The sequence below is a fragment of the Rhodoferax sp. RT4P68 genome, from assembly GCF_056521305.1.
The window spans coordinates 16,532-38,142 of the sequence record NZ_JBWMBB010000010.1 but is presented as its reverse complement, the minus strand read 5'-3'; the positions used below and the strand labels follow the sequence as shown (position 1 = coordinate 38,142).

16 protein-coding genes, 1 tRNA gene and 1 pseudogene are annotated in these 21,611 nt (G+C 66.9%); 10 read left to right on the top strand and 8 right to left on the bottom strand.

Translation table 11 applies throughout. The annotated features are described in order from the left end of the window. Nucleotides 1-30: 30 nt before the first annotated feature. From AC099J_RS20530 to AC099J_RS20520, 3 genes are read left to right on the top strand one after another with little or no spacing between them, the layout of a single operon-like run. On the top strand, nt 31-1,263 hold the full coding sequence (locus tag AC099J_RS20530; protein ID WP_479617138.1) for a TolC family protein: 1,233 nt from the start codon (nt 31-33) through the stop codon (nt 1,261-1,263). Continuing rightward, nucleotides 1,260-2,756 carry an efflux RND transporter periplasmic adaptor subunit gene (locus AC099J_RS20525; protein WP_479617137.1) on the top strand — a complete coding sequence of 499 codons (1,497 nt, stop codon included), beginning with the start codon at nt 1,260-1,262 and terminating at the stop codon, nt 2,754-2,756. The genes AC099J_RS20530 and AC099J_RS20525 overlap by 4 nt, the downstream gene beginning before the upstream one ends. Then, a complete protein-coding gene (locus AC099J_RS20520) occupies nt 2,753-5,884 on the top strand; it encodes an efflux RND transporter permease subunit (protein ID WP_479617136.1) in 3,132 nt (1,043 codons plus the stop codon). The genes AC099J_RS20525 and AC099J_RS20520 overlap by 4 nt, the downstream gene beginning before the upstream one ends. Nucleotides 5,885-5,971: 87 nt before the next feature. On the opposite strand, the gene AC099J_RS20515 is transcribed toward AC099J_RS20520, so the two are convergent. The 3 genes and pseudogenes from AC099J_RS20515 to AC099J_RS20505 all read right to left on the bottom strand — a co-directional run bounded on the left by AC099J_RS20515 (nt 5,972) and on the right by AC099J_RS20505 (nt 8,141). Then, nucleotides 5,972-6,103: a hypothetical protein gene (locus AC099J_RS20515; protein WP_479617372.1), complete on the bottom strand. Its 132-nt coding sequence runs from the start codon at nt 6,101-6,103 to the stop codon at nt 5,972-5,974. Nucleotides 6,104-6,276: 173 nt separating this feature from the next. Continuing rightward, nucleotides 6,277-6,498: pseudogene (locus AC099J_RS20510) on the bottom strand (DsbA family protein); the annotation flags it as partial. A 455-nt stretch (nt 6,499-6,953) separates the two neighbouring features. Then, a complete protein-coding gene (locus AC099J_RS20505) occupies nt 6,954-8,141 on the bottom strand; it encodes an integrase domain-containing protein (RefSeq protein WP_479617135.1) in 1,188 nt (395 codons plus the stop codon). Nucleotides 8,142-9,300: 1,159 nt separating this feature from the next. Between AC099J_RS20505 and AC099J_RS20500 the strand changes: the two genes are divergently transcribed. The 4 genes from AC099J_RS20500 to AC099J_RS20485 are packed head-to-tail and all read left to right on the top strand — an operon-like array spanning nt 9,301 to nt 11,585. Next, nucleotides 9,301-10,332, top strand: a complete 1,032-nt coding sequence (locus tag AC099J_RS20500) for a PRTRC system protein D (protein WP_479617134.1) — start codon at nt 9,301-9,303, stop codon at nt 10,330-10,332. After that, nucleotides 10,329-10,607 carry a hypothetical protein gene (locus tag AC099J_RS20495; protein WP_479617133.1) on the top strand — a complete coding sequence of 93 codons (279 nt, stop codon included), beginning with the start codon at nt 10,329-10,331 and terminating at the stop codon, nt 10,605-10,607. The genes AC099J_RS20500 and AC099J_RS20495 overlap by 4 nt, the downstream gene beginning before the upstream one ends. 7 nt (nt 10,608-10,614) lie before the next feature. After that, on the top strand, nt 10,615-11,061 hold the full coding sequence (locus AC099J_RS20490; RefSeq protein WP_479617132.1) for a CFI-box-CTERM domain-containing protein: 447 nt from the start codon (nt 10,615-10,617) through the stop codon (nt 11,059-11,061). Beyond that, nucleotides 11,058-11,585 (top strand): PD-(D/E)XK nuclease family protein, encoded by a 528-nt coding sequence (locus AC099J_RS20485; RefSeq protein ID WP_479617131.1) that lies wholly within the window; start codon nt 11,058-11,060, stop codon nt 11,583-11,585. Before AC099J_RS20490 ends, AC099J_RS20485 begins: the two co-directional genes overlap by 4 nt. Nucleotides 11,586-11,629: 44 nt before the next feature. On the opposite strand, the gene AC099J_RS20480 is transcribed toward AC099J_RS20485, so the two are convergent. Both AC099J_RS20480 and AC099J_RS20475 read right to left on the bottom strand, forming a co-directional pair. After that, nucleotides 11,630-12,994, bottom strand: a complete 1,365-nt coding sequence (locus AC099J_RS20480) for a tyrosine-type recombinase/integrase (protein WP_479617130.1) — start codon at nt 12,992-12,994, stop codon at nt 11,630-11,632. Nucleotides 12,995-13,169: 175 nt separating this feature from the next. Beyond that, nucleotides 13,170-13,254: transfer RNA gene (locus tag AC099J_RS20475), tRNA-Leu, on the bottom strand. 41 nt (nt 13,255-13,295) lie between these two features. Between AC099J_RS20475 and cysM the strand changes: the two genes are divergently transcribed. From cysM to AC099J_RS20460, 3 genes are read left to right on the top strand one after another with little or no spacing between them, the layout of a single operon-like run. Beyond that, nucleotides 13,296-14,198: a cysteine synthase CysM gene (cysM, locus tag AC099J_RS20470; RefSeq protein ID WP_479617129.1), complete on the top strand. Its 903-nt coding sequence runs from the start codon at nt 13,296-13,298 to the stop codon at nt 14,196-14,198. Continuing rightward, a complete protein-coding gene (locus AC099J_RS20465; protein WP_479617128.1) occupies nt 14,195-14,710 on the top strand; it encodes an NUDIX domain-containing protein in 516 nt (171 codons plus the stop codon). The genes cysM and AC099J_RS20465 overlap by 4 nt, the downstream gene beginning before the upstream one ends. A 39-nt stretch (nt 14,711-14,749) precedes the next feature. Then, nucleotides 14,750-14,977 carry a sulfurtransferase TusA family protein gene (locus tag AC099J_RS20460; RefSeq protein WP_479617127.1) on the top strand — a complete coding sequence of 76 codons (228 nt, stop codon included), beginning with the start codon at nt 14,750-14,752 and terminating at the stop codon, nt 14,975-14,977. A gap of 73 nt (nt 14,978-15,050) precedes the next feature. Here AC099J_RS20460 and galU read toward each other — a convergent pair whose 3' ends face one another. The 3 genes from galU to AC099J_RS20445 form a co-directional block, all read right to left on the bottom strand. Then, on the bottom strand, nt 15,051-15,953 hold the full coding sequence (gene galU, locus AC099J_RS20455) for a UTP--glucose-1-phosphate uridylyltransferase GalU (protein WP_479617126.1): 903 nt from the start codon (nt 15,951-15,953) through the stop codon (nt 15,051-15,053). Between the two features lie 99 nt (nt 15,954-16,052). Then, nucleotides 16,053-18,956 (bottom strand): valine--tRNA ligase, encoded by a 2,904-nt coding sequence (locus tag AC099J_RS20450; RefSeq protein WP_479617125.1) that lies wholly within the window; start codon nt 18,954-18,956, stop codon nt 16,053-16,055. A 284-nt stretch (nt 18,957-19,240) separates the two neighbouring features. Beyond that, on the bottom strand, nt 19,241-21,541 hold the full coding sequence (locus AC099J_RS20445) for a copper-transporting P-type ATPase (RefSeq protein WP_479617124.1): 2,301 nt from the start codon (nt 21,539-21,541) through the stop codon (nt 19,241-19,243). Between the last annotated feature and the right edge of the window lie 70 nt (nt 21,542-21,611).

Sequence of the window (21,611 nt, the reverse complement as noted above, 5' to 3'; positions counted from 1 at the left end):
GCATCGCTGCCATACGTCTACGGAGTTTTCATGCCCATCCCTTTTTTCCTGCGCACAGCCGCCATGGCTGTCGCGTTGTTGCCCGCTATTGCAGGGGCGGAATCTTTCACGCTCGACAAAGCCTTGCGCCAGGCCGTTCAACGGTCTGAAGCCGCCAGGGCCGCGCGCGCTGGCGTGCTCGGGGCCACCGAGGCCGCGCGCGCCGCAGGCCAGCTGCCCGACCCGGTGCTGCGCGCCGGCATCGATAACCTGCCCGTCTCCGGCGGCGACCGTTTCAGCACCCGCGATGTGATGACGATGAAGCGCATCGGCGTGGGGCAGGAATGGCTGTCTGCCGAGAAGCGCGCGGCGCGGCAAGCTGCCGCCGATGCGATGGTGGGCCTGGAGGCGGCCTCGCTGCAGACCACCGCGGCCGAGGTCCGCCTGCAGACCGGCCTGGCCTATCTGGACGCCTACTTTGCCGGACAGGCCATGCAGTGGACCGCGCTGAACGAGCGCCACGCCCGTGAGGACCTGGCGGCGGCGCGCGCACGCCAGTCGTCCGCAGCGGGCAGCGCCCACGAGGTGTTGGGATGGGCCGCGGCCTTGGGCATGGTCGAGGACGAATCAGCTGAGTTGCGCCAACAGCAGGCGGCTGCCCACGCGGCGCTGGAGCGGTGGGTCGGCGCGCGCGTGGACGTGCTGGCGGCGCCGGCGGCCTTCGACGACGTGACGGAGGCAGACTATGTCGAGCGCCATCCGGCCGTGGTGGCGGCGCGGCGCGGGGTCGTGCTGGCCCGCGATGAAGCGGGTCTCGCCCGCGTGAACCGCAGCCCGAACTGGACCTGGGAGCTGAGCTACGGGCAGCGCGCCGGCTACCCGGACATGGTGTCGGTCGGCGTCAGCATCCCGCTCGCCATCGCCCCCGCCCAGCGGCAGGACCGCGATGTCGCTTCGAAGCTCGCGCTGGCTGACAAGGCCGAAGCCAGCAGGGCGGAGGCCGAACGCTCGGCCCGTGGCGAGTACCTCGCGCTCGCCAGCGATGCCGTGCGCCTGGCGGGCCGCGTCGACAGTTACCGCGCTGCGGTGCTCGCGCCTGCCCAGCAGCGTACGCAGCTGGCGATGGCGGCGTATCGCTCCAACCAGACGGCGCTAACGGCGCTCTTCGAGGCCCGGCATGCCGAGGTGCAGGCACAGCGCAAGCTGCTGGCCCTGCAGCGCGACCTGGCCAGGGCGCAGGCCCAGCTGGCCATGAAGCCCATCGTCGACGGAGTCGCACCATGAAGCGCGCAGCACGCATCGCCGCCGTGGTGGCAGCCGCCATCTTGCTGGCGGCAGGTGGCTTCTTCGCAGGTCGATCCACCCAGCCTGCAGCGCCCAGCACCGGCATGGGGCCGGCCGCCGCTGCGTCGGCCGGTGAGCGCACGCCCTTGTACTGGCACGACCCCATGGTGCCAGGGCCGCGTTTCGACAAGCCGGGTAAGTCGCCGTTCATGGACATGCAGCTGGTGCCCGTCTACGCCGATGCGGCGGGCGATGCCGGCGTGAAGATCAGCCCTGGCGTGCAGCAGAACCTGGGCATTCGCACCGCCACGGTGAAACGCACCGAGGTGGCCTCGTCCTTCGAAGCGGTCGGTGCAGTGCAGTTCGATGAACGCTTGAGCGTTGCCGTGCAGACCCGCGTGGCCGGCTACGTGGAGCGGCTCGCTGTGCGCGCCCCGATGGAGCAGGTGCGCAAAGGCCAGGCGCTCGCCACCCTCTTCGCGCCCGAGTGGTTGGCGCCCCAGAACGAGCTGCTGGCGCTGCAGCGGGCGGGCGCCGCGCCGGATCTCGTCGCCGCGGCCCGCGACCGCATGCGCGCGATGTCGATTCCGGACGCACTGGTGCAGCAGAGCGAGGCGACAGGCACCGCCCAGGCACGGTTCACCCTGAGTGCCCCCAGCAGCGGCGTGGTGGCGGAGCTGGGCGTACGCGAGGGTGTGGCAGTGTCGCCCGGCATGACGCTGTTTCGCATCGCGGGCCTGGCGAAGGTCTGGGCCGTGGCAGAAGTGCCCGAGGCCCAGGCCGTGCGGCTCGTGCGCGGCCAGAAGGTGCGGGCCGCGCTGCAAGCCGACCCGTCGCTGGCCTTCGATGGGCAGCTCAAGGAAATCCTGCCCCAGATCAGCGCGAGCACCCGCACGCTGCAGGCGCGCTTCGAGGTAGACAACACGGCGGGCAGGCTGGTCCCGGGCATGCTGCTCAAACTCCAGGTGACCGGTGCCACGGCCTCGCGCCTGGTCGTGCCGGCCGAAGCTGTCATCCGCACGGGTGTACGCGCCGTGGTCATCGTGCGGCAGGAGGGGGGCGCCTTCGCGCCGCGTGAGGTCACGCTCGGCGCCGATCTGGGCGAGCAGCTCGAAGTGCTGCAAGGCCTGCGCGAGGGCGATGAGGTGGTGACCAGCGGCCAGTTTCTGATCGACTCGGAGGCGCGGCTCGAGTCGGTGCTGGGCGCCATGGGTGCTGCGTCGCCCATGCCCGCAGCGGCTGCTGCGTCGGCGCTGGTCGGTGTCTACCGCGCCAGCGGCAAGGTGGAGAGTGCTGATGCCGGTGGCATCACCATTTCGCATGGCCCGGTGCCCGCGCTGCAATGGCCGGCGATGACCATGGGGTTCGGCAAGGCGGATGCGGGTGCCTTCGCGGGCATCAAGCCAGGCGACACCGTCGACTTCACATTCAAGGGCGGCGGCCCCATGGATTGGGAGCTGTTGAGCGTGCAGAAAGCCGGGGCCGCGAAGTGATCGCCGGGCTCATCCGATGGTCCATCGGCAACCGCTTTCTGGTGCTGCTCGCCACCGTCGCGCTCGTTGCTGCGGGCCTGTGGTCCGTCGCGCGTACCCCGGTGGATGCACTGCCCGACCTGTCGGACACCCAGGTGATCGTGCGCACCACCTACCCCGGCAAGCCGCCGCAGGTCGTCGAAGACCTGGTCACCTACCCGCTGACCACGACGATGCTGAGCGTGCCAGGGGCGAAGACCGTACGCGGCTACAGTTTCTTCGGCGACTCGTTCGTCTACATCCTGTTCGACGACAAGACCGATCCGTACTGGGCGCGCTCGCGCGTCGTCGAGTATCTGAACCAGGTGCAGGGCAGGTTGCCGCCGGGGGCCACGGCGGCGCTTGGTCCCGACGCGACCGGCGTGGGCTGGGTCTACATGTTTGCGCTGGTCGACCGCACCGGCCAGAACGACCTGGGGCAGCTACGTGCGCTGAATGACTGGTTCCTGAAGTTCGAGTTGAAGACCGTGCCGGACGTGGCCGAGGTCGCCAGCGTGGGCGGCATGGTCCGCCAGTACCAGGTAGTGCTCGATGCGGACAGGATGCGCGCGCTCGGGGTGACGCAACGCATGGTCGTCGAGGCTCTGAAGAATGCGAACCAAGCTGCGGGCGGCTCCGTCGTCGAGATGGCCGAGACCGAGTACATGGTGCGCTCGCAGGGCTTCCTGAAGTCGCTGGACGACTTCCGCTCCATCCCGCTGTCTGCCAGCGGCGCCACGCCCGTGCTGCTGCGTGATGTGGCCTTCGTGCAGCTGGGGCCGGAGATGCGGCGCGGCGTTGCCGAGCTGGACGGGGAGGGCGAGGTCGCCGGTGGTGTGGTGGTCATGCGCTCGGGAAAGAACGCGCGTTCGACTATCGAGGCCGTCAAGGCCAAACTGGCCGGGTTGAAGGCCAGCCTGCCGCCCGGCGTGGAGGTGGTGGAGACCTATGACCGGTCCAGGCTGATCGACCGGGCCGTGACCACGCTGCGCGAGAAGCTGGTGGAAGAGTTCATCGTGGTGGCGCTGGTGTGCGCGGTGTTTCTGTTCCACCTGCGCTCCGCGCTGGTCGCGGTGGTGACGCTGCCGGTGGGCGTGCTGACCGCGTTCACCGTGATGCACTGGCAGGGCATTAGCGCCAACATCCTCAGCCTGGGCGGCATCGCCATCGCCCTCGGCGCCATGGTCGATGCCAGCGTCGTGCTGGTCGAGGCGGCGCACAAGCACCTGGAGCATTTCGAGGCCCTGCACGGCAGGCCGCCCACCGTCACCGAACGGTGGGCGCTCATCACGCAGGCCTCGGTCGAAGTTGGGCCGGCGCTGTTCTTCTCGCTGCTGGTCATCACATTGTCGTTCCTGCCCGTGTTCACGCTGGAGGCGCAGGAGGGCCGGCTGTTCGCTCCCCTGGCGTTCACCAAGACTTACGCCATGGCCGCCGCGGCCGGCCTGTCGGTCACGCTGGTGCCGGTGCTGATGGGCTACCTCATCCGAGGGCGCATCCCGCAAGAGAGCGCCAATCCGGTGAACCGTGGCCTCATGGCTCTGTACAGGCCGGCGCTCGAAGCGGTGCTGCGCTGGCCCAAGGCGACGCTGGTGGTGGCGACGCTGGTCCTGGCCGTGACGGTTATTCCGTTGTCGCGCCTGGGCGGCGAGTTCATGCCACCGCTGGACGAAGGCGACCTGCTGTACATGCCGTCGGCGCTGCCGGGCCTCTCGATCTCCAAGGCATCGGCATTGCTGCAACAAACCGACCGGTTGATCAAGACCGTGCCGGAGGTGGCGCGCGTCTTCGGCAAGGCCGGCCGCGCCGACACGGCGACCGACCCGGCGCCGCTGGAAATGTTTGAGACGACTGTGCAGTTCAAGCCGCGCGACCAATGGCGACCGGGCATGACGCCGGACAGGCTGGTCGAGGAGCTGGACCGTGTTGTCCAGGTGCCAGGCCTGTCCAACGTGTGGGTGCCGCCGATCCGCAACCGCATCGACATGCTGGCGACCGGCATCAAGAGCCCTGTCGGCATCAAGGTGGCGGGTGCGGACCTGGTCACCATCGACCGGCTCGCGGCGCAGATCGAATCAGCGGTCAAGGGCGTGCCCGGGGTCTCGTCCGCGCTGGCCGAGCGCCTCACCGGTGGGCGCTACATCGACGTGGATGTCGACCGCGCTGCGGCGGCCCGTTTGGGCCTGTCCGTGGCCGACGTGCAGGCCGTGGTGTCGACCGCCATCGGCGGGGACAACGTCGGCGAAGTCGTGGCCGGTCGCGAGCGCTTCACTATCAGCGTGCGCTATCCGAGGGAGATGCGCGACTCGCTCGAACGCCTGCGCCAGCTGCCGTTCGTCACCGAGAAGGGGGCCACGGTGCTGCTGCAGGATGTCGCGCGCATCTCCATCCAGGACGGGCCGCCGATGCTGCGCAGCGAGAACGCCAGGCTGTCGGGCTGGGTCTATGTCGACGTGCGCGGGCGCGACCTGCGCTCGGTGGTGCACGAGATGCAGGCCGTGGTCGCCAGCCAGGTGGCGATGCCGGCGGGCTACGCGGTGTCGTGGTCCGGCCAGTTCGAGTATCTGGAGCGCGCCACCGAGCGGATGCGCGTCGTCGTGCCAGCCACGCTGGTGCTCATCTTTGCGCTGCTGTACGTGCTGTTCCGCTCGGCCGGCGATGCGCTGCTGGTGATGGCGGCCGTGCCGTTCTCACTTGTGGGTGGCTTCTGGCTGGTCTGGGCACTGGGGCATGCCGTCTCCGTCGCGACGGCGGTGGGGTTCATCGCGCTGGCCGGGCTGGCGGCCGAGTTCGGCGTGGTGATGTTGGTCTATCTGAAGAACGCCCACGCGCACCGGTTGGCGGCCGGCGAGCGCGACGACGAGCAGACCTTGCTGGCTGCCATTCGCGAAGGTGCGGTGCTTCGCGTCCGGCCCAAGGCCATGACGGTGGCCGTCGTCATGGCCGGCCTGCTGCCCATTCTGCTGGGGCAGGGCACGGGGTCGGAGGTGATGACGCGGATCGCCGCGCCGATGGTGGGCGGCATGGTGAGCGCGCCCTTGCTGAGTATGCTGGTGGTGCCGGCGGCGTGGTACCTGGTGCACCGACGCCGTCTGCGGGCCTCGCCGTGAGGGGGTCGACAGGCTGCGTGGCGGGATCGGGCGCTGTGGCCAGCTGCCGTACCGGTGTAGCGCAGCGTGGCGCTGCCTGTGCGGGTGCTACCGGCGCACGCCGGCCACGGCCTGCTCGACCTGCTCGGCCTGCACGCGGGGATGCACCTCGCGCAGCGGCGCGCCATCGATGAAGAAGGTAGGCGTGGCGCGCACGCCGACCGCCTGCACATCCGCCATGTCCTGCTGCAACAGCGCGTCGGCCGCGCCGGTGGCGACATGGGCGCGGGCGCGTTCGATGCCAGGCCGGCTGCGCGCGCGAACTCCCAGGCGCGGTCGGGGTCGGGGGTGCCGTGGTTCGCCCAGACCGGCTGGCCGTCCATCAGCGCATGCAGCACTGGCTCGAAGCGGCCTTGCGCGCGCGCCGCCTCCAGGATGCGCAAGCCGACGACCGAGGCTTCTTGGTGGAACGGGGTGTAGCGCACGACCAGCCGCACGTCGCGCGGGTGTGCGGCCAGGATCTGCTTGACGTAGGTGTGGAAAGCGCGGCAGGCCTCGCAAGCCGGGTCGAAGAACTCCACGATGGTGACCTGCGCGTTCGCCGGCCCCGGCACCGGCGAATGGGCACGCACCATCACGCTTTGCTGGGCACCGGCCTGCTCGGCCGCCTGCTGACGCGTGTGGCGTTGGTACAGCAGCACGACGGCGGCGAAGGCGAGCAGCGCGACGAGGGTGGTGATGTGGACGGTGTTGGTGCGTCGGGTCTTGGGGTGGTCTTGGGGCGTGAGAAAAGCAGCAGGATGGCGATGGCGGCGAAGGTGGCCAGCGCCAGCACGGGCAGCGGCAGGGCGCCCAGGATGGTCAGCTGGTCCGTTCAGCTCGGAGGCCAGTTCGCGGCCTGGCCGGTCGATCCGAGACTGCCCGCGTCGGAGGATGGCCCGATACGCCGAAAGCAGCTGGCGGTCTGCACCAGCCCTGGCGCAGCGGCACGTCGGGGTAGCGGTCCACGTCGAGCGCCAGGTTCTTCAAGTGCGCGCGCTCCCGCTGAGCGGGCGCAACCCCCGCATCTGGTTCGCCGCTGGCGCTGGCCTCAACCCAAGTCGTCGGCACCGGTCGACCCTGTGGAGTTGGGACCGTGGGATGTACTTGGCGGTCGCGTGCTGTGAACCACCGCAGTCTGGCCGCAGTACGCTTGTGACGCTCTCAGCCTGGCGTGACCCGCCCGTATCGAGACAACCTGTCGTGCGGCCCGGTCCACCTTTGGCGACACCGTTCCACCGCCGCGAACTGGCGACGGTACGCCGGCCACGTCTTCGTAGAGATCGTTGCAGTGTTCATGCCGCAGGCCATGGCCCGTCGCGCCCGACGCGCGGCGCGTGATGCCGAACTTCTCCAGCACGTAGAGCAGGCGGCGCAGGTTCTGGTCCAGCGTCTTGGCAGGATCGCCCAGATGGGCATCCTGGCTGGACACCACGGATTGCGCCTGTGCCACCGCCGCCCGCTGCGTGTCGGTGGCCAGCTCGATCCAGCGCACGCGGCCACCTTTGCCCTTGATCCACACGTAGTGGTCGGCCTTGCGCTGCTCCCGAGGCAGGCCGGTTTCCTCGAACGGATGCACGTCGGCGAACGGCTTGAACGTGACGGACTCCTTGCGCCGCAAACCCAGCGCTTGCATCAGCCGCATCGACGCGGCCACGCGCGGATCGTAGGCGGCCACCTGGGCGATCACGGCATCGGCATCGAGTCCCTGCGCGCGCCAACTCTTGTCGCGTTGCGCGATTTCGTGTCGCTCGTACTCGGCCAGGCTCAACCCGTAGTACGCGGGCGGGCGCACGAAGCCAGGCTTGCCGAGCCAGGACGCCAGGCCCCGCAGGAAGCTCAGGTAGGTCTGGACGGTGGCCGGCGCCAGTTGCTCCCGCTGCCAGACCTGCACCATCGCGTGCACGTGCTTCTGGCCCAGATTGCGCGGGTCTGGTGCTGTGCGGAAGCCGGCCTTGGCCGTGAGGTCGCGGAAGAAGCGGCGCAGGAAGTTCGCGCGCTCCTGCCGGGTCTTGTGCGAGACGGTCTTCTGCAAGGCGGTGTGCCGGCTGTTGAACAGGGTCAGCAGGACCTCCAGCACCTGCAGCGGTGCAGCATGGCCTGGCCGGTACTGCGCCAGGATCTGCGCGGGCGAGCGTTCCGCCCAGGGCTGGCGGCGCTGCTCGTCGGCGCCAGTGAGACGGCCAGTGAGATGGCCAGTGGTGGCCTTGGCGGGTTGGACGGAGCGTTGTCGTGCCATGTCGATCTCCTGAGGCGATGTGTTGGGAATCCAATGCGCTGGCCGCAGCGGACGGATCCCGTCATCCGCTGCGGCCGGTGGTCTGTCGATATCCGCGACGCACGACCACCCTGTCGCGTCGCGTCCCCAAAAGTTCGCCGGCCAGGCTTGCCTGGCGCGGCTCGGTCGGTCTTAAAAATGAAACGGTGATCCGGCTCCGGCTGCGCATTTCTGCGACCACGGAGGGTTGCGACGCGCAGTCGCTCAGGGCAACTTGCGCGTCGGCGCGGAGATCGGGTCTCGCGCCTACGGGGGATCAGTCCAACGTGCGTAGCGTCATCCACTCGCATGGGGCCACCCCTTGACCGAAAGTCCAGGGCGGTGTCGAGCGTTTGAGCAAAGACAAGCAGGGAGCCCCATCGGGGGCAATCACGACTGCTTGCGGCGTGCAACACGCGTGCTCGGGGTGATGACGGGATCGGGAACGGGCATCGGGTGCCGGTTCAGAAGATCGACGGCCTGAACGCGCTTCGGGAGCGCTTCGCCTTAGGGCGGTCTGGGTTCAGGCATGTGCTCTACGACAGGTCCTCGGGGCGCACGCCTCAGGGGGCGAGCGCCACACCAGGCTCAACGGCCGGTGCTTGAAGGGCAGGTAACGACTGCGACGCCTTTGCTCCGCGATGGAGCGGGCCAGGAAGGCCCTCGGGAAGCTGTAGTGGATGACGAGGGAGGGCAGGACGTCAAGGGGGGTCGGCGAATGCGACCACATGGACGCGTGTTCTCGCGTGGCACTTGACGGGTCGGGATGGCGTGGTGAGTGCGATTTAACTTCCCGAAGCTCCCGAAAGCCAGGCTGCATGCGGGCTTGACACGAGAACTTGCTGCCTCTGGTTCCAAGCGGGGACTTAAGTCAACTGCCTGCGTGGGAACCGCCACTCGCTGCGCCGCTGACCGTGCGGGGTTGACGCGGCGCAGTGCAGTGAGACCGTGGACACAGCAACGCGGCCAGGGCGTTCGTTCTGCGGGGGGTGATCGCACTGTGGTGATGGTCTGTTGCGCCACGGCATCCACCACAGGCGCGCTGGTCGCGAAATCGCTCCAAATCAGCGCCCATTTCTCGTGGCGCGGAGGCGGCCGGTTGCCGATGCTGATGACTGTGTTTTGACCAAGGAGCACTTTGATGGAACTGATCGTTCGAGCGGTGGATGTCGGGTCCGGCAACACCAAGTACGTGGCGGGCATGGCGGGATCGGAGATCCGCTGCGCCAGCTTTCCTTCCGTCGCCTATCCGTCCAGCGGCGATGCGGCAGACGTCCCTGCCAGCGAGCGGCGCCGAACCGTGAGCATTCCGATCGGGCCGCTGTTCTACGAGGTGGGACCGGACGTCGGACTGGCGGCCGACACCTTCCGCGCCAAGCAACTGCACGACGACTACACCGAGTCGCCGGAATACATGGCGCTGCTGCGCGGCGCACTCAGCCTGATGAAGCTGCCGCAGATCGATCTGCTGGTGGTGGGGCTCCCAGTGGCGCTGCTGGGGTTGAAGAAGGCGGCGCTGGAAAAGGCGATGGTCGGCCGGCATCCCGTCGGAGGCGGCAAGTTCGTGGTGGTGGTCAAGGCGATGGCTGTCGCGCAGCCACAGGGCGCGCTGGTGCACTACGCGGCGGCGCACGAGAAGATGGCGACCATCGGGGCGGAGCAGAGCCTGGTCATCGATCCGGGCGCCCGGACCTTCGACTGGCTGGTCACGCGTGGCATGCGGTTGGTGCAGAAGCAGTCCAGCTCGATCAACCGGGGCATGTCCGACGTGCTGCGGTTGATGGCCCACGAAATCTCCAAGGACATCGGCACGCCGTACCGGGACTACGACGCGATCGACCTCGCGCTGCGCACCGGCAAGTCGCCGCAGATCTTCCAGCGGCCCTACGACATCAAGAAGCACCTGCCGCTGGCCGAGAGCGTGGCGCAGCAGGCCGTCTCGACGATGCGCCAGTGGATCGAAACGCCGGAGAGCCTGCAGAACATCATCCTGGTGGGCGGCGGCGCGTTCCTGTTCAAGAAGGCCGTCAAGGCGGCATTTCCGAAACACCGCATCCACGAGGTGAAGGAGCCGATGTTCGCCAACGTGCGCGGCTTTCAGCTCGCAGGTCAGAACTTGGCTGCCAGTGCGGTGGCCGCCTATCGGGAACGCAACACGGGAGAAGCAGCATGAACGACATCGGCCTCATCGATCCGCCCGAGCCGATCCGCCTTGTGTTCGAACTGGCGCGCGCGGACAACCCGCGGCTGTACGACGAACTGATCCGGTTTCCGAAGGGGAGCAAACGGGTCAACCGCGTGCGGGTGCTGGCGTACGACGGGCTGCTGGCACAACAGGGCGTGCTGGTGATGCAGAGGACGGCACCACCGGCGCACTCGGTGCACGAACCGGAGCTGGCGGCAGCTGCGCTGACCAATGCCGTGTTCGCGTCGGCCCTTGCGGAGTGAGGCCGCGATGCGCAGTCGACGAAGCCGGAAGGACAAGGTGGTCAGTGCAACGCAGTTGGCCGAGATGGGGTACTGCGAGCAGCGCATGCTGCTGGCGCATCGCCTGGGCGAGCGCACGACGCCGGCGCAGAGGCAGGGGAGGGCGCGCGGAAACAAGACACACCGTCGGTACTTCGCGCAGGGTATGGCGGCGAAGGATCGCCGGTGCTTCATCGCCTCCTGCGTCTTCGGCTCCGATGCGCTGGAAACACAGCAACTTCGCGACTATCGAGATGCGGTGCTGCTACCGCGTTGGTGGGGGCGACGCCTGGTGGCTCTCTACTACCGCGTTGCACCCTCTATGTGTCGCTTGCTCGAACGCTGGCCGGCTGGCCCGCCCTTGGCGCGCGTGGTGCTCCGCAGGTTTCTCGCCGTGTGCAGCGATGGACGCGCTTCGACGGGAGCGGTGCCATGAACATTTGGCCGTGGATCGCCGTCGCTTTCGCGTGGATCCTCGTCCTGTCTTGGCACAGGCACCGTGCGGCCCGCGTGGAGAGGCTGTCTCGGCCCCGCGAGCTGAAGGACGCCGCACTCGTTTACATCGAGCAGAGGTTTCGCATTCGCAGCCCCATCCACCTGGTCGCCAGACTTGACCGTGCCTACCGCACGCCCGACGGGCTGCTCGTGCTGGTCGAGTTGAAGACGCGCTGGGGTAGCCCGCAGTTGAGCGACATCATCCAGTTGTCGGCGCAACGCTTGGCTATCGAGGCACAGACGGGCCAGACCGTCGCGAGCCATGGTTTCGTGACGATCGAACGGCCTGACGCCATTCGATCGCTGCGCTCGTACCGCGTCCAGCTGCTGGACGCTGCGCAGGTGCTTGCGTTGGCACACCGGCGGGCTGGAATTCTTGAGGGCCGTGTCGCCGCTCGCTACGCGGCACGTGTCGAGGCTTGCCGTCGGTGTCCATACCGCAGCGAGTGCGATCGGTTTTCATAAGCGTCGTTGCCAGCAATGGCAACAGCGCAGTGACCGTACTTCTGCTACGCAGTCGGCGCACCATCCGTGGTCGTGGAAGTCCGAGGTGTGCGTCGTTCAACGGGTGCTGTCCGGCCTGACCATGCCCGGCCTCTTGGTGGATCGGGCTTGGCAGATGCACCGTCGATGCCATTTCCCGCTGCCAGCTCATCCAGGAAATCTGCCCATGCCTGGACCATTTCGCGCCGCTGGGCGAGGAAGGTTGCACGGTCGTAGCTCCCGCCAAGCTCTTCATCGGAAACGTGCGCAAGATGCCGCTCGATCACGTCCTTGTCCCACCCAAGGCATTCGCGGATCAGCGTGCGGGCCGTGGCGCGAAAACCATGGCCAGTGATCTGCTCCTTCGTGTCGTAACCCAGCGTGCGCAGCGCGCTGTTCATCGTGTTGTCGCTCATGAACCGGCTATCGTCGCTTCGGCGAGCCATGTTGCGAAAGACCGGGCCGGTGGGCCCGGTCAATGGATACAGGTCTCGCAAAATGGCCACTGCCTGCGTTGGCAATGGAACCAGATGCGCGGGCGTGCGGATGTCACGCTTTTGCCACTCTCTCATCTTCATGTTCTCCGGAGGGCAGCGCCAGATTTTCTGTTCGAGGGAGATGTCCTTCCATTCCGCCAAACGGAGTTGGCCAGGACGCTGGAACACCAGCGGCATCATCCGCAGCGCGGCACGCGTCACAAACTGTCCGCTGTACGCATCAATGTCGCGTAGAAGCTGGCCGAGTTGATGCGGATCGGTGACGGCGGCGTAGTGGCGACTGCGCGGTGGTGGAAGGCCAGCGGTCTTCTTGTTGACGAAGTTCTTCGCTGGCTCGACGACGCCCTGGTCAACGGCATACTGAAAGACATGCTCAGCAAATGCGCGCACGCGTTGCGCAGTTTCGAGGAAGCCCCTGTCTCGAATTCGGTGGAGGCAGCGGACCAGCAGAGTGGGCGGGATCTTGTCCATAGGCAAGGTTTTGAGCCATGGGAAGAGATGCGTGGACATCTGCCCCATCACTTTGTCGGCGTAGCCTGCCGACCATTGGCAGTCCTTCCAAGCTTGGGCATGCCATGCGCGTGCCATGGCTTCGAAGTTGTTCAGCCTGGCTACCCTTTCGCGCTCACGGTCGACGCGGCGGGCTTCCTTGGGGTCGTCTCCGCCGGCCAGCCGCTCCGCCTCTTCCTCGGCTTTGCGGCGCGCCGCCGCCAGCGTGACAGTCGGGTAGGCGCCCAAGCCGAGCTTGACCTGCTTTCCGTACTGCTTGTAGCGGTAGAGCCAGGTTCTGCTTGACGGTCGAACTCTCAAGTACAGGCCGTTGCCATCTGAAAGCACAAACTCCTTGTCGCGAGCCGATGCAGATTTGACTTGTAGATCAGTGAGTTGGCCCATGGCGTGTCCCCCTGGAACGAAGATGTCGTGGACACCATTCTGGGGGACACCTTAGGGGACACGCAAACGCGAGATTTGGTGAAACCTGACGAGACCAGATGAACCTGGAATCTTCTGTAAGTCCCTGATTTTTAAGGACTTATGAGACTTGGTGAGCCGGCATGAGACTGTCGGCTGGTGCCCGGGGCCGGAATCGAACCGGCACACCTTTCGGTGGGGGATTTTGAGTCCCCTGCGTCTACCAATTTCACCACCCGGGCGGGTCGCAAAGCGAAGCCGGAAATTATGGCACAGTGAGGCCATGCACTACCAAACGATCGCCGACACCATCGGCCGCACGCCGCTTGTCGCCCTGCAGCGCATCGCCGCGACTGACAACGCCACGCGTGGCAACGTGGTTCTGGGCAAGCTGGAAGGCAACAACCCGGCCGGGTCGGTCAAGGACCGGCCGGCGTTGTCGATGATCCTGCGCGCCGAAGAGCGGGGCGACATCCGGCCCGGTGACACGTTGATCGAGGCCACGTCCGGCAACACCGGCATTGCGCTGGCGATGGCCGCTGCCATCAAGGGCTACCGCATGCTGCTGATCATGCCGGAGGACCTGTCGATCGAGCGCGCGCAGACCATGAAGGCTTTCGGCGCCGAGCTGCTGCTGACACCCAAGAGTGGCGGCATGGAATACGCGCGCGATCTGGCCGAGCAGATGCAGCGCGATGGCAAGGGCCGGGTGCTCGACCAGTTCGCAAACGGCGACAACCCGCGCATCCACTTCGAAACCACTGGCCCCGAGATCTGGAACGACACGGACGGCCGCGTCACGCACTTCGTCAGCGCCATGGGCACCACGGGCACCATCACCGGCGTGGCCCGCTATCTGAAAGAGAAAAACCCGGCGATCCGCATCATCGGCGCGCAGCCATCCGAGGGCTCGCGCATCCCGGGCATCCGCAAATGGCCGCAGGAGTATCTGCCCGCCATCTACGACGCGTCGATGGTCGATGAATTGGTCTATGTGTCGCAGGACGACGCCGAGGAGATGTGCCGGCGGCTGGCGCGCGAGGAGGGCATCTTCGCCGGCATTTCCGCCGCTGGGGCCTGCTGGGTGGCGCAGCAGATCGCCCAGCGCGAACAGAACGCGACCATCGTGTTCATCGTCTGCGACCGCGGCGACCGTTACCTGTCCACCGGGGTGTTTCCAGCATGAGCGCGTTCAAGTTCTGCCCGCATTGCGCCACGCCGCTGGCCTGGATTTCGCGCATGGAAGACAGCGGCGACACCGAGCGGCTGCGTTGCCCGGCTTGCGACTACACGCACTGGAACAACCCGACACCGGTGCTGGCCGCAGTCATCGAATACCAGGGCCAGATCCTGCTGGCGCGCAACGCCGCCTGGCCGGGCAAGATGTACGCGCTGATCACCGGCTTCATGGAGGCCGGCGAGACGCCACAGGGCGGCATCGCGCGCGAGATCAAGGAAGAGACGGCGCTGGACGCGACCGAGCTGAACCTGATCGGCGTCTACGATTTTCAGCGCATGAACCAGGTCATCATCGCCTACCACGCGGTGGCCGAGGGCGAGGTGCGCTTGTCGCCCGAGCTCGTGGACTACCGTCTGTACGCGCCGCAAGACGTGAAGTGCTGGCCCGCCGGCACCGGCCATGCGCTGGCCGACTGGCTGCGTTCGCGCGGGCACACGCCGCAGTACATGGCGCGGTGAAGGCGCTCCTAGAATCGCGCGAACCAGCAAGGAACAAAGATGGACATCCACAAGGAAATCGACACCCGCGGCCTGAACTGCCCCTTGCCCATCCTGAAGGCCAAAAAGGCCTTGGGTGAGTTGCAGAGCGGCCAGCTGTTGAAGGTGGTCTCCACCGACGCCGGGTCCATGCGCGACTTCCAGGCCTTTGCCAAGCAAACCGGCAACGAACTGGTGGAGCAGCAGACGCTGGGCAGCGAGTTCATCCACGTGCTGCGCCGACGCTGAACTGGCCCGGCACGCCGACGCCAGAAAGCACAAAGCCGGGTCACCCCGGCTTTGTTGTTTGGAAAGAGCGCGTTCAGATCTTCAAGGCCGACAGGTATTCGCGAAAGCCCTTGCTGACTTCGGGGTGCTGCAGAGCCAGCTCGACAGTGGCTTCCAGAAAGCCGTGCTTGCTGCCGCAGTCGAAGCGTTTGCCTTCGTACTGGAAGGCGTGGACGATTTCCGTGTTCAGCAGGGCCGCAATGCCATCGGTCAGCTGGATCTCGCCACCAGCGCCACGCGACTGGTTGCGGATGTGGCCGAACACGGCGGGCGTCAGGATGTAGCGACCCGCCACACCCATGCGCGACGGCGCGGCTTCAGGCGCGGGCTTTTCGACCATGTGGCTCACGCGCGTCAGCCGGCCGCCCTCAATGTCCTTGATCTGCTCGCCAGCCACGATGCCGTAGCGGCGCACCTGGTCCAGCGGCACTTCCTGCACGGCCAGCATGGACGTGCCCAGACGGCTGAAGGCATCGGTCATCTGGGCCAGCACATGTTGACCACCTGCCGGACCGATCATCAGATCGTCTGCCAGCAGCACGGCAAAGGGCTCGTTGCCCACCAAATGCTCGGCGCACAGCACGGCGTGGCCCAGGCCCAGCGAGCGCGGCTGGCGCACGAAGGAGCAGTACATGTCGTCCGGCGAGATGGAGCGCACCAGATCCAGCAGTTCCCTTTTGCCAGCGGTTTCCAATTCGCTCTCCAGCTCGTAGGCTGTGTCGAAATGGTCTTCGATGGCGCGCTTGTTGCGCCCGGTGACAAAAATCATCTGGCGGATGCCGGCGGCGTAGGCCTCTTCAACCGCGTATTGGATCAGCGGTTTGTCGACCACCGGCAGCATTTCCTTGGGTTGCGCCTTGGTCGCGGGAAGAAAACGCGTGCCGAGTCCCGCAACGGGGAAAACGGCTTTGTTGACGGTCTTTTGGAAGCTGGACATGGGTGCCGGACTCACTTTCGATCAAATGGCGATGGCCAAATTGGCTTAGCTTAGCTGCGGCGCGCACCGGTTTCTGCCGTCCGGTTCGCGCATCGGATGTCAGCCCAATCGTACAAGCTGCTCGTGAAGCCTCTGTAACGTGGCCGTGAACCCATCGACCCGCTTGCGCTCCTGTTCGATCACGGCTGGGGGCGCTTTCGCGACGAACGCTTCGTTGGACAGCTTGCCCTGGGCCCTGGCAATTTCGCCCTCCAGGCGCGCCACTTCCTTGCCCAGGCGCAGCTTTTCCGCCGCCACATCCACCTCCACATACAGCGCCAGGCGCGCGTCGCCCACCATTGCCACGGGCGCAGCCTGCGCCGCAGCCTGCCAGGCCGCCTCGTCGTCGAACACCTTGACCTCGCTGAGCTTGGCCAGGGCCTGCAGCACAGGCGCCGCGGCGCGCATGAATTCGGTATCGCCCAGCACATACAGGGGCAGGCGCGTGGCCGGCGAGACATTCATCTCACCGCGCAGGTTGCGACAGCTGTCCACCAGCGTCTTGAGCTTGGCGACGTGGGCAATGGCCACCTCGTCGATCTTGTTCGGCTGCGCTTGCGGATACTTCGCCACGCTGACGGAGGGACCGGGCAACCCCGCCACGGGCGCGACCTTTTGCCACAGCGCTTCCGTGATGAACGGAATGATGGGATGGGCCAGCCGCAAGATCGCCTCCAGCGTGCGGATCAACGTGCGGCGCGTTGCGCGCTGGACGGCCAGCCCGGCCTGCCGGTCTTCCATGTTCACGCCGGTCTGAATTTGCACCTTGGCGATTTCCAGGTACCAGTCGCAGAACTCGTTCCAGACGAAGTCGTACAGCGCGTTGGCCACGTTGTCGAGCCGGTACTCGGCAAAGCCCTTGGCGACAGCTGCCTCGGTCTGCTGCAGCACCGAGCTGATCCAGCGGTCGGCCTGGCTGAAGTGCATGTAGCCGTGGAACTCACCGCCGGGCTGGCATTGCGCCTTGGTGTGCTCGGCCAGGCCGCAATCCTGGCCCTCGCAATGCATCAGCACAAAGCGCGTCGCATTCCACAGCTTGTTGCAGAAGTTGCGGTAGCCCTCGCAGCGCTTGCTGTCGAAGTTGATGCTGCGGCCCAGGGACGCCAGCGCCGCGAACGTGAAGCGCAGCGCGTCCGCGCCGTAGGCCGGAATGCCCTCGGGAAACTCCTTCTCGGTGTTCTTGCGCACCTGGGGCGCGGTCTCGGGCTTGCGCAGGCCGGTGGTGCGCTTGTCCAAGAGCGGGGGCAGGGCGATGCCGTCGATCAGGTCCACCGGGTCCAGCACGTTGCCCTCGGACTTGCTCATCTTCTTGCCCTGCGCGTCGCGCACCAGGCCATGGATGTAGACGTGCTTGAACGGCACGCGTCCCGTGAAGTGGGTCGTCATCATGATCATCCGGGCGACCCAGAAGAAGATGATGTCGTAACCCGTCACGAGCACGGTGGAGGGCAGGTACAGGTTGTAGTCGTCGGTCGGCGCGTCGGTCTGCTCCGGCCAGCCCATGGTGCTGAAGGGCACGAGGGCGGACGAATACCAGGTGTCCAGCACGTCCTCATCGCGGCGCAGGGTCTTGCCGGGCGCTTTGGCCTGGGCCTCGGCCTCGTTGCGGGCCACGATCACATTGCCGTCTTCGTCGTACCAGGCCGGGATCTGGTGGCCCCACCACAGCTGGCGGCTGATGCACCAGTCCTGGATGTTGTTCATCCACTGGTCGTACGTGTTCACCCAATTTTCGGGCACGAAGCGCACCTCGCCGGACTTCACGGCGTCGATGGCCTTCTGCGCAATGCTCTTGCCGGTCGGGTCCTGGTCAGACACTTTGGTCATCGCGACGAACCACTGGTCCGTCAGCATGGGCTCGACGATCTCGCCGGTGCGCGTGCAGACCGGCACCGTCAGCTTGTGCTTCTTGGTCTCGACCAGTGCGCCGATGGCGTCCAGGTCGGCGACGATGGCCTTGCGCGCCACGAAACGGTTCAGGCCGCGGTATTTTTCGGGCGCTTCGTCGTTGACCGTGGCCTGCAGCGTCAGCACGCAGATCATCGGCAGCTGGTGGCGCTGGCCGACGGCGTAGTCGTTCACGTCATGCGCGGGTGTGACCTTCACGACACCGGTGCCGAAGGCGCGGTCCACGTAGTCGTCGGCAATGACCGGGATCTCGCGGCCCATCAAGGGCAGCGTGACGGTCTTGCCGATCAGGTGCTGGTAGCGCTCGTCCTCGGGGTGCACCATCACGGCCACGTCGCCCAGCATGGTCTCGGGCCGCGTGGTGGCCACCGTCAGGCTGCCCGAGCCATCGGTGAGCGGGTAGGCGATGTGCCAGAGCGAGCCGTCTTTTTCCTCACTCTCCACTTCCAGGTCGGACACGGCGGACTGCAGCTTCGGGTCCCAGTTCACCAGGCGCTTGCCACGGTAGATCAGGCCTTGTTCGTAGAGCTTCACGAAGGTGTCGGTCACCACCCTGGACAGCTTGTCGTCCATCGTGAAGTACTCGCGGCTCCAGTCCACGCTGTCGCCCATGCGGCGCATCTGCGTGGTGATGGTGTTGCCCGATTGCTGCTTCCACTCCCACACCTTGGCAACGAAGTTCTTGCGGCCCAGGTCGTGGCGGCTGAGCTTCTGGTCCTGCAACTGCCGCTCCACCACGATTTGCGTGGCGATGCCGGCGTGATCGGTGCCGGGAATCCACGCCGTGTTGAACCCGGCCATGCGGTGGTAGCGGGTCAACGCATCCATGATGGTCTGGTTGAACGCGTGGCCCATGTGCAGCGTGCCGGTGACGTTGGGCGGCGGCAGCTGGATGGCGAACGAAGGTGCGCCCGCATCGGGCTGACCCGTGCCGCGCACGCCGGCGGCGCCAAGGCCTCGGCGCTCCCACTCCGGCCCCCAGTGGGCCTCGATGGCGGCAGGTTCGAACGATTTGGACAGATCGGCCAGGCCGGGTTGCAGGGGGGTGTCGCTCATGGGGGAATCCAGACGGGAAAGCTGCGCCAGGGCGGCGCTGCGGGCATGCATGAAGGCGCGGATTTTAGGGCGTGTGCCCTGGGCGCCCGCGTGTCCTCGGGGTCACCGGTCGCCGCGCAGGCGGGCCACCGGGCTTGCGCGGCATTTTGCACCTGAGCTTCGGGTGCGAAGCGAAGTGTCTGTCGTGCCTGGAAACTCGCTCGCCTGGTGCCGCAACCCGGCTTTTTGGGGCGGCCTGGCAGGCCACCGCGGGCGGGTGTGGCGCACGTGCGTGCCTGCGCGCGTCAGTCCACCCTCGTCGTGCGCAGCCGCAACGCGTTGGCGATGACGCTCACCGACGACAGCGCCATGGCCGCCGCAGCCACCACTGGTGACAGCAGCAGCCCGAAGAACGGGTACAGCACGCCGGCCGCCAGTGGGATGCCCGCCACGTTGTAGGCAAAGCTCAGGAACAGGTTCTGCCGGATGTTCTTCATCGTCGCGTGCGAGAGCGTCCGCGCCCGCACGATGCCCATCAGGTCGCCTTTAAGCAGCGTGATGCCGGCGCTCTCCATCGCCACGTCGGTGCCCGTGCCCATGGCGATTCCGACATCGGCCGCAGCCAGCGCGGGGGCGTCGTTGACGCCGTCGCCGGCCATCGCGACCACACGGCCTTCGGACTTCAGGCGTTGCACGACCTTGGCCTTGTCCTGGGGGAACACCTCGGCTACCACCTCGTCGATGCCGAGCTCGCGACCGACGGCTTCGGCCGTCGTCTTGCCGTCACCAGTCAGCATCACGATGCGCACGCCAGCGGCCTTCAGCGCCTGCAGGGCTTGGGACGTCGTCGCCTTGATTGGGTCGGCGATGGCCACGTAGCCCGCCAGAGCGCCGCCCACGCCCACGAAGATGACCGTGGCCGCCTTCGCACGCTGGGCCTCGGCCGTCTCCGTCAGGCTCGCCGTGTCGATGCCGTGCTCGGCCAGATACCTGGCGCTGCCTGAGACGATGACCTGACCCTGGACCGTGCCGATGACGCCCTTGCCGACGGGCGAGTCGAAGTCGGTGACCGGCGACAGTGTCAGCTTGCGTTCCTGTGCATCCATCACGATGGCCATTGCCAACGGGTGCTCGCTCGCGCGCTCGACGCTGGCGAGTTGCTGCAGCACGGCTTGTGCGGTGAAGCCCGGCGCGGGTTCGATGTGCACGACCTTGGGGCGGCCTTCGGTCAGCGTGCCGGTCTTGTCGACGACCAGCGTGTCGACCTTCTCCATGCGCTCCAGCGCCTCGGCATCGCGGATGAGCACGCCGTGCTGGGCGCCTCGGCCAACGCCCACCATGATGGACATCGGCGTGGCCAGCCCCAGCGCACAAGGACAGGCGATGATGAGCACGGCCACCGCGGTGATGAGCGCATAGCTGAATGCCGGCGACGGCCCCCACACCAGCCAGGCGATGAAGGTCAGCGCTGCCACGCCGATCACCACGGGCACGAACCAGCCCGCGACCTGGTCGGCCATGCGCTGGATGGGCGCGCGGCTGCGCTGAGCGGCTGCCACCATGTGCACGATCTGCGAGAGCAGGGTGTCGGCGCCGACCTTCTCCGCACGCATCACGAAGCCGCCGGTCTGGTTCAGCGTGCCGGCCGTGACCTTGGAGCCGACGGCCTTGGCCACGGGAATCGGCTCGCCGGTCACCATCGACTCGTCGACATTGCCCTTGCCGTCGGTGAGTTCACCGTCGACCGGCACCTTCTCTCCCGGGCGCACGCGCAGCAGGTCGCCGACCTGGATCGCGTCGACCTGCACGGGCTCGTCGCTGCCGTCGGTGTTTACCTTCACGGCGGTTTTGGGCGCCAGCCCGAGCAGGGCCTTGATGGCCCCGGAGGTCTTCTCCCGTGCGCGCAGCTCGAGCACCTGGCCGAGCAAGACGAGCACCGTGATGACCGCAGCCGCTTCGAAGTAGATGGCGACGGCGCCGCCCGCGATGCGCAGGTTCGCGGGAAACAGCTGCGGCGCCACCGTGCCGACGATGCTGTAGAGCCATGCCGCACCCGTGCCCAGCGCGATGACCGAGAACATGTTCAGGCTGCGGTGTTTCACCGACGCCGCCGCACGCACGAAGAACGGCCAGCCGGCCCACAGCACCACCGGGGTGCCGAGAACGAGCTGAATCCAGTTCGACAGCTGCTGGCCGACCAGGTGGTTCAGGTTCGTCAGGTGGCCGCCCATCTCGAGGAAAAACACCGGCACCGTCAACGCCGCGCCGATCCAGAAGCGCTTCGTCATGTCCCGCAGTTCGGGGCTCTCGCCTTGCTCGGCCGTTGCCAGCACCGGCTCCAGCGCCATGCCGCAGATGGGGCAGCTGCCCGGTCCCATCTGCAGCACCTGCGGGTGCATCGGGCAGGTGTACTCGACCTGGCTTTGGTCGCCTGCCGGAGCTGACTTTGCAGGCCCGTGGGCGTGATGGCTGTGGTCGTGATGGGCGTGTGCCGAGTGGTGGTCGTGTGCGTTCTTCATCACCGTGCCGTCGGGCATCACGTGGGTGCCTGCGGCTGGGGCGTGGTGATGTGTGTGATCGTGGGTCGTGTTGCTGCGGTCGGTCATGGCGTTCTCCTGTTGGCCCTGGCAGTGTCGACCTTGCCCCGGTGGGAAGGTCAAGCGGCGCGTTGGCGCA

Excerpts from the sequence above, each read along its gene's own strand:
- AC099J_RS20485 (WP_479617131.1), top strand. The coding sequence starts at position 11,058 with ATGAACATTTGGCCGTGGATCGCCGTCGCTTTCGCGTGGATCCTCGTC.
- AC099J_RS20490 (WP_479617132.1), top strand. The coding sequence starts at position 10,615 with ATGCGCAGTCGACGAAGCCGGAAGGACAAGGTGGTCAGTGCAACGCAG.
- AC099J_RS20495 (WP_479617133.1), top strand. The coding sequence starts at position 10,329 with ATGAACGACATCGGCCTCATCGATCCGCCCGAGCCGATCCGCCTTGTG.
- AC099J_RS20515 (WP_479617372.1), bottom strand. The coding sequence starts at position 6,103 with ATGGCGGATGTGCAGGCGGTCGGCGTGCGCGCCACGCCTACCTTCTTC.
- AC099J_RS20445 (WP_479617124.1), bottom strand. The coding sequence starts at position 21,541 with ATGACCGACCGCAGCAACACGACCCACGATCACACACATCACCACGCC.
- AC099J_RS20505 (WP_479617135.1), bottom strand. The coding sequence starts at position 8,141 with ATGGCACGACAACGCTCCGTCCAACCCGCCAAGGCCACCACTGGCCAT.
- AC099J_RS20450 (WP_479617125.1), bottom strand. The coding sequence starts at position 18,956 with ATGAGCGACACCCCCCTGCAACCCGGCCTGGCCGATCTGTCCAAATCG.
- AC099J_RS20460 (WP_479617127.1), top strand. The coding sequence starts at position 14,750 with ATGGACATCCACAAGGAAATCGACACCCGCGGCCTGAACTGCCCCTTG.
- AC099J_RS20500 (WP_479617134.1), top strand. The coding sequence starts at position 9,301 with ATGGAACTGATCGTTCGAGCGGTGGATGTCGGGTCCGGCAACACCAAG.
- AC099J_RS20465 (WP_479617128.1), top strand. The coding sequence starts at position 14,195 with ATGAGCGCGTTCAAGTTCTGCCCGCATTGCGCCACGCCGCTGGCCTGG.
- galU (WP_479617126.1), bottom strand. The coding sequence starts at position 15,953 with ATGTCCAGCTTCCAAAAGACCGTCAACAAAGCCGTTTTCCCCGTTGCG.
- AC099J_RS20525 (WP_479617137.1), top strand. The coding sequence starts at position 1,260 with ATGAAGCGCGCAGCACGCATCGCCGCCGTGGTGGCAGCCGCCATCTTG.
- AC099J_RS20530 (WP_479617138.1), top strand. The coding sequence starts at position 31 with ATGCCCATCCCTTTTTTCCTGCGCACAGCCGCCATGGCTGTCGCGTTG.
- cysM (WP_479617129.1), top strand. The coding sequence starts at position 13,296 with ATGCACTACCAAACGATCGCCGACACCATCGGCCGCACGCCGCTTGTC.
- AC099J_RS20480 (WP_479617130.1), bottom strand. The coding sequence starts at position 12,994 with ATGGGCCAACTCACTGATCTACAAGTCAAATCTGCATCGGCTCGCGAC.